Below are 5,116 nucleotides of genomic sequence, written 5' to 3'. Positions count from 1 at the left end.
CGGCTATATTCCCCTTCGTTGTCGGGATGTGGCTCAGTTTGGTAGAGTACAGCGTTCGGGACGCTGGGGTCGCTGGTTCAAATCCTGCCATCCCGACCAGATGAAAAGAATGTAAAGCCTCGTAAGGGTAACACCTTATGAGGCTTTACTTTTATCCTGTTTCGTCCTTTTCGTGCCCGGGAAAGTTGCGGCAGAACGGCTGAACCGTGTTCCTGAAAAGCGACAAAACAAACGCATGTCTGACGCTGAAAACGGAAGGATGTTCGACGTCGAGGACATCCGTCTCGGCAAAAGAGCAGAGAAAGCGCAGCCTCGGCATGTTGGGAAGGCCCCGACTTCTGTTCGGGGGCCTTGCATTACCAGTATCTGTGAGGCGGAGGCGGGGGCGGAGGACGATGTCCCTTGGGCGGACGGCGGGGCCGCTTCTTCGGCTTGTGATGGTCGGGCGGGGGCGGAGGAACAACGCATCCGGTCAGCGACGATGTCGCCATGCCGATGGTCGCCAGCGCCGCAAAGGTGCGGAGAAAAGAGCGTCTGGTCATCATGTTTTGCCTTTTGTTTTGAAATATATGAATTTTCTTGGACTATATCTTACTGGTAGCATAGCTGGGAGCATTGTCAATCACCTCTTCCAGAACGAAGGCTCCGGCGTGAGATTTTTTAGCGCGTCGGTGGGGGGCAACAAAGCGACGACTCCGGTGATTTAGTTTTTGCTGTCAGAGCGCATGGAAGCTCTGCCGCAGTCCTTCGTGCCTGGTGTGTTATGATGCGTGATTTCGCCATGAGCAGAATACCTTTGGCAAATGTGAAGGATGCAGAAAACAGCCTCCGTGACGCGACGCGGAGGCTGTTTTTGCATGCGGATCAATCCGCGGGATTCTCGGCGGCAGGCAGTTTTCTACCGGAGGCATGACGACGGCGCTTCGGCCCGGAACTTACGCCGTGCATCCGCCTTATGCAGCCCTCATGCCGCAACGGACGGAGCGCAGCATGGCCGCTTCCGGAATGGGAGTTTGACTGCTGTGCGCATGGAACATCAAAGCCAGCTGGGCTTCTTCTCTGACAGAACGGCGTCGTTCATGGTAAAGGCGTCGAGACTGCCGGATTTGACCTGAACGCAGAGAAAACGGATGCCCTTGTCGGCAGAGGCGCTGATGCAGCGCTCCGCGCCGGGATCAATGCGGAAACAGTTTCCCTCCTTCAGCGGCAGTTCCTTGCCGTCAACATACAGCCTGCCTTCGCCTTCCAGAACGAGATAGACTTCCTCATTGTGCTTGTGTGCATGTACAAAGGGCACGGAGACGCCCGCGGGCAGATTGTTGCAGGAAATTTCCGCGCCGCTCAGGCCGAGAAGATCATGCAGTTCGGTGCGCGAGGCGGAAAGATCAATGCTGTCGAGTTTGTACTGGGACATGGAATGCTCCTTTTAGTTAGATGTCGAATTTTTTATGAAAAATTTTGCCGCTCCGCAAGGGAACGGCGGCCTGAACCTTTCGACGTCATGAACAGCAGCAGTTTTTGTGACGCCGGATGCGTTTGCTGCAGGGCGAGTCGTTTGCTGTTTAGGCGTTTTTCGCCCCGGAAACGGCGATTCCCCTTGGGAAAACGGTTATGACTCCACACATTTGGCCAGAAGGCGTTCGAGTTCGTCGGCTTCCTGCGTCGTGAGCCTGGACAGGATGATGTTTTGCAGCCCGTCGGAAATGGCGAGGAACGCCGGTTCGAGAGCCTTTCCCTTGTCGGTGAGCCGCACCCTGACGCCCCGGGAGTCTTCGGGATCGGGAATGCGTTCCACGTAGCCGTGGCGTTCCAGCTTGGTCACAAGCGTGGTGAGCGTGGATTTCGTGCGGCGGGCCTGTGCGGCAAGCTCGCTCATATTGAGTTCTCCGGCCTCGAAAAGCAGATGCAGCACGATGCCGTGACTCGGCGCGATGTCCCGCAGCCCGGCTTTTTCCAGCTCGCCGACGATGAAGGCGTTGCCGGCTTCGCGCAGGCGACTGGCATAATTGAGAATGGCTTGATGTTTCATGAAAATGATTTTTAGTTTGATATCGAATTTATGTCAAGAAAAAAGGATCACGACCCTGGTTCCGATCGTGATCCGAGGCGGCCGGATTTCTGCGAGGAGGCGGCAGGACCGGACCTGTGAGAGCTGTCGACGCGGGAACGGCGTCGTTACTGTTTGTTTTTGTTCTGCAGTCTGTCGCGGAGAATGATGGCCAGAAGGTTCATGCCCACGACGAGGAAGATGAGCATGAGCGCCGTGCCGTACTGCAGGGGAAGGGTTTTTTCTATTTCCGTGCCCGAGGTGGCGAGAATGTACATGTGGTAGGGCAGGGACATGACGGGGCTCAGCAGGGAGTCGGGCATGTGCGGGGTGAAATAGACGGCGGCCGTGAACATGATGGCGCCGGTTTCGCCGGCGGCGCGGGCGAGGCCGAGAATGCAGCCGGTGAGCATGCCGGGGAAGGCGGCGGGAATGACCACCCGCAGAATGGTCTGCACTTTGGTGGCGCCCATGGCGAACGAGGCTTCGCGCCAGGAATCGGGCACGCGGCGCAGCGATTCTTCGGCGGTGTTGATGATGATGGGCAGCGTGAGAATGGAAAGAGTCAGGATGCCGGAAATGAGGCTCACGCCGAGCCCGAGGAAGGTGACGAAGAAGGAGAGGCCGAACAGGCCGAAGACGATGGAGGGCACGCCGGCAAGGTTGTTGATGCCGAAGCGGATGTAGTAGGTGAGACGGGAGTTCCGGCTGTATTCATGCAGATAGACGGCCGTGGCCACGCCGATGGGAAAGACGATGATCATGGAGCCGAACGCGAGCAGGAACGTGCCCACGATGCAGGGCATGATGCCGCCTTCCGTCATCATTTTTCTGGGGTATTCGGTGAGAAACTCCCAGGAAAGCGAGGAGAAGCCGTTGACGGCGAGGTACAGGCACACGCCCGACAGCGCCAGAACGTTGATGGCGGCGGAGGCGTAAAGCAACCCGAACATCACCTTCTGAAGGCGCAGACGAAACAGGTTACGCTTGGCGGTATTCATAGGTTCTCTCAAAGACGTTGCAGATTCGGTCGAAAGTTGCATGGCCCTGGTCGGGCTCTGGGCGGAATGGGTGAGACCGTACACGTGTAAATCCTTGTTTGATGAGGCCGGCGCGACGCCTGGAAATCGGAATGCGCTGCGTCGGCGGTTGCGTCTCAGCAGCCGATGCCCGAATTTTTCTTTTCCGCAATGCGGAAGGCCGTGGCGTTGAAGATGAGCGTGAAGATGATGAGCACGATGCCCGTGGCGAAGAGCGCGTAGTAATGTTCGCTGTGGAAGGGGGCTTCGGCCATTTCCGCGGCGATGGAGGCGGGGATGGGGCGCACCGAGTCGAAGAGCGAAGTGGGAATGACGGCGGCGCCTCCTGCGACCATGAGCACGACCATGGTTTCGCCTATGGAGCGCGACATGCCGAGCATGACGGCCGTGCCGATGCCGGAACTTGCGGCGGGAAGAACGACGCGGGTCAGGGTTTCCCATTTGGTGGCGCCGAGGGAGAGGGAGGCTTCGCGCAGTTCGCGGGGCACGGAATAGATGGCGTCTTCGGCGACGGAACAGATGATGGGCACGCTCATGAAGGCGAGCATGAGTCCGGCGTTCAGCAGATTGAGGCCCGTGGAGGCTCCGAGATAATTCTGCAGAAAGGGCGCAACCACGACCATGCCGAAAAATCCTATGACCACGGAAGGCAGGGCGGCGAGCAGTTCGACAAAGGGCTTGACGATTCTCCGCATGCCGGGTCTGGCCACTTCAGAGAGATAGATGGCTGTGGCCACGCCGAGCGGAACCGCAATGACGGTGGCGAGCGCCATGACCGTAAGCGACCCCACAATAAGCGGCAGGATGCCGAATTCCATGGGGTCGTCGGTGGGATACCAGTTCAGGCCGAAAAGAAAGTCGGTGAGCGGGTAGTCCTTGAAAAAGGGAAGCCCGTCCAGCATAAGAAAGAGCACTATGCCCGCCATCGAGAGGATGGAAAGCGTGGATATGCCGGCCAGAAGCCATTCCGTGAATCGTTCCTTGCGAGTTTTCATGCCGAATCCGTGGGATGCAAAAAAAGGGGGAAGTTCCCCCGGGGGTGGGTCGGCTCCAGGAAGCGTCCGCCGAAATTTCAGCCTTCGGCGGAGCTTCTGGGGAGCCTGATCTCGATGCAGGAGTTTTCGTGCGGCGGGACGATTTCATCCGTCCCGAAGGTCCGCATGGAAGAACGCCTACTTGGCGAGCGGGATGTAGCCTGCGCTCAGAACATCCTGCTGGCCGAGCTTGGGATCAAGCATGAAATCCATGAACTTGGCGGTGTTGCCGGCAGGCTTGCCGTTGGTGAAGAGGTAGAGTTCGCGGGAGAGGGGCCACTTCTTGGAGAGAGCGGTTTCGGCAGTGGCCTTGACGCCGCCGATGTTGAGGCCCTTGACGTTGTCATTCAGATACCCCATACCGATATAACCGATGGCGTTAGGGTTGGTGGCAACGTTCTGCGCCACGCCGCCGTTGCTGGCCTGGGTGAGGGCCTTGGGCATGACCTTGGCGTCCTTCATGACCAGTTCCTTCCAGCATTCATAGGTGCCGGAGGAGTTGTCGCGGTTGACGACCACGATGGTGTTGTCGGAGCCGCCCACTTCCTTCCAGTTGGTGATCTTGCCGGAGAAGATGTCGCGGAGCTGATCGATGGAAAGATCTTTCACGGGGTTCTTGCTGTTGACGATGGGCACGAGCGCGTCCACGGCGATGACGGTGCGGGTGAGTTCCATCTTCTTGCTGGCGGCGAGCTTGGTTTCGCTGGACTTCACATCACGGGAGGACATGGCCACGTCGGTGATGCCGTCGAGCAGAGACTTGAGGCCGGTGCCGGAACCGCCGCCGGAAAGCACGATGGAAATGTCGGGATAGCTCGCCATGAAGTGCTCGGAAGCCTTCTGGATGATGGGCAGCACGGTGGTGGAACCGTTGATGGTGACGGATTCGGCGGCAGAGGCCGGGGCGACCGCGCAGAGCGTAAGCAGTGCGCTCAGAATGACGTTTTTGATCTTCATGATCAGACTCCTTGTTTCATCCGGCGGGTCATTCCGTC

5 protein-coding genes and 1 tRNA gene are annotated in these 5,116 nt (G+C 58.3%); 1 reads left to right on the top strand and 5 read right to left on the bottom strand.

The window, feature by feature from the left end; translation table 11 throughout:
- Positions 1-22: 22 nt before the first annotated feature.
- Positions 23-99, top strand: a tRNA-Pro gene (locus ACZM96_RS09475).
- Positions 100-1,036: 937 nt separating this feature from the next.
- On the opposite strand, the gene ACZM96_RS09470 is transcribed toward ACZM96_RS09475, so the two are convergent.
- From ACZM96_RS09470 to ACZM96_RS09450, 5 genes are all read right to left on the bottom strand, one after another.
- Positions 1,037-1,414 carry a cupin domain-containing protein gene (locus tag ACZM96_RS09470; RefSeq protein WP_489488756.1) on the bottom strand — a complete coding sequence of 126 codons (378 nt, stop codon included), beginning with the start codon at positions 1,412-1,414 and terminating at the stop codon, positions 1,037-1,039.
- Between the two features lie 195 nt (positions 1,415-1,609).
- Positions 1,610-2,029 (bottom strand): MarR family winged helix-turn-helix transcriptional regulator, encoded by a 420-nt coding sequence (locus ACZM96_RS09465; protein ID WP_489488755.1) that lies wholly within the window; start codon positions 2,027-2,029, stop codon positions 1,610-1,612.
- A 146-nt stretch (positions 2,030-2,175) separates the two neighbouring features.
- Complete coding sequence (gene pstA, locus ACZM96_RS09460; RefSeq protein ID WP_489488754.1) at positions 2,176-3,048, bottom strand: phosphate ABC transporter permease PstA; 873 nt, start codon at positions 3,046-3,048, stop codon at positions 2,176-2,178.
- A 155-nt stretch (positions 3,049-3,203) separates the two neighbouring features.
- Positions 3,204-4,082 carry a phosphate ABC transporter permease subunit PstC gene (pstC, locus tag ACZM96_RS09455; RefSeq protein WP_489488752.1) on the bottom strand — a complete coding sequence of 293 codons (879 nt, stop codon included), beginning with the start codon at positions 4,080-4,082 and terminating at the stop codon, positions 3,204-3,206.
- 177 nt (positions 4,083-4,259) lie between these two features.
- Entirely contained in the window at positions 4,260-5,078 is an 819-nt protein-coding gene (locus tag ACZM96_RS09450; RefSeq protein WP_489488751.1) for a phosphate ABC transporter substrate-binding protein, read from the bottom strand.
- Between the last annotated feature and the right edge of the window lie 38 nt (positions 5,079-5,116).

It is taken from the genome of Mailhella sp., from assembly GCF_057866825.1.
The sequence above is the reverse complement of the archived record's forward strand: the minus strand, read 5'-3'. Positions and strand labels throughout refer to the sequence as shown.

Excerpts from the sequence above, each read along its gene's own strand:
- ACZM96_RS09470 (WP_489488756.1), bottom strand. The coding sequence starts at position 1,414 with ATGTCCCAGTACAAACTCGACAGCATTGATCTTTCCGCCTCGCGCACC.
- ACZM96_RS09465 (WP_489488755.1), bottom strand. The coding sequence starts at position 2,029 with ATGAAACATCAAGCCATTCTCAATTATGCCAGTCGCCTGCGCGAAGCC.
- pstA (WP_489488754.1), bottom strand. The coding sequence starts at position 3,048 with ATGAATACCGCCAAGCGTAACCTGTTTCGTCTGCGCCTTCAGAAGGTG.
- pstC (WP_489488752.1), bottom strand. The coding sequence starts at position 4,082 with ATGAAAACTCGCAAGGAACGATTCACGGAATGGCTTCTGGCCGGCATA.
- ACZM96_RS09450 (WP_489488751.1), bottom strand. The coding sequence starts at position 5,078 with ATGAAGATCAAAAACGTCATTCTGAGCGCACTGCTTACGCTCTGCGCG.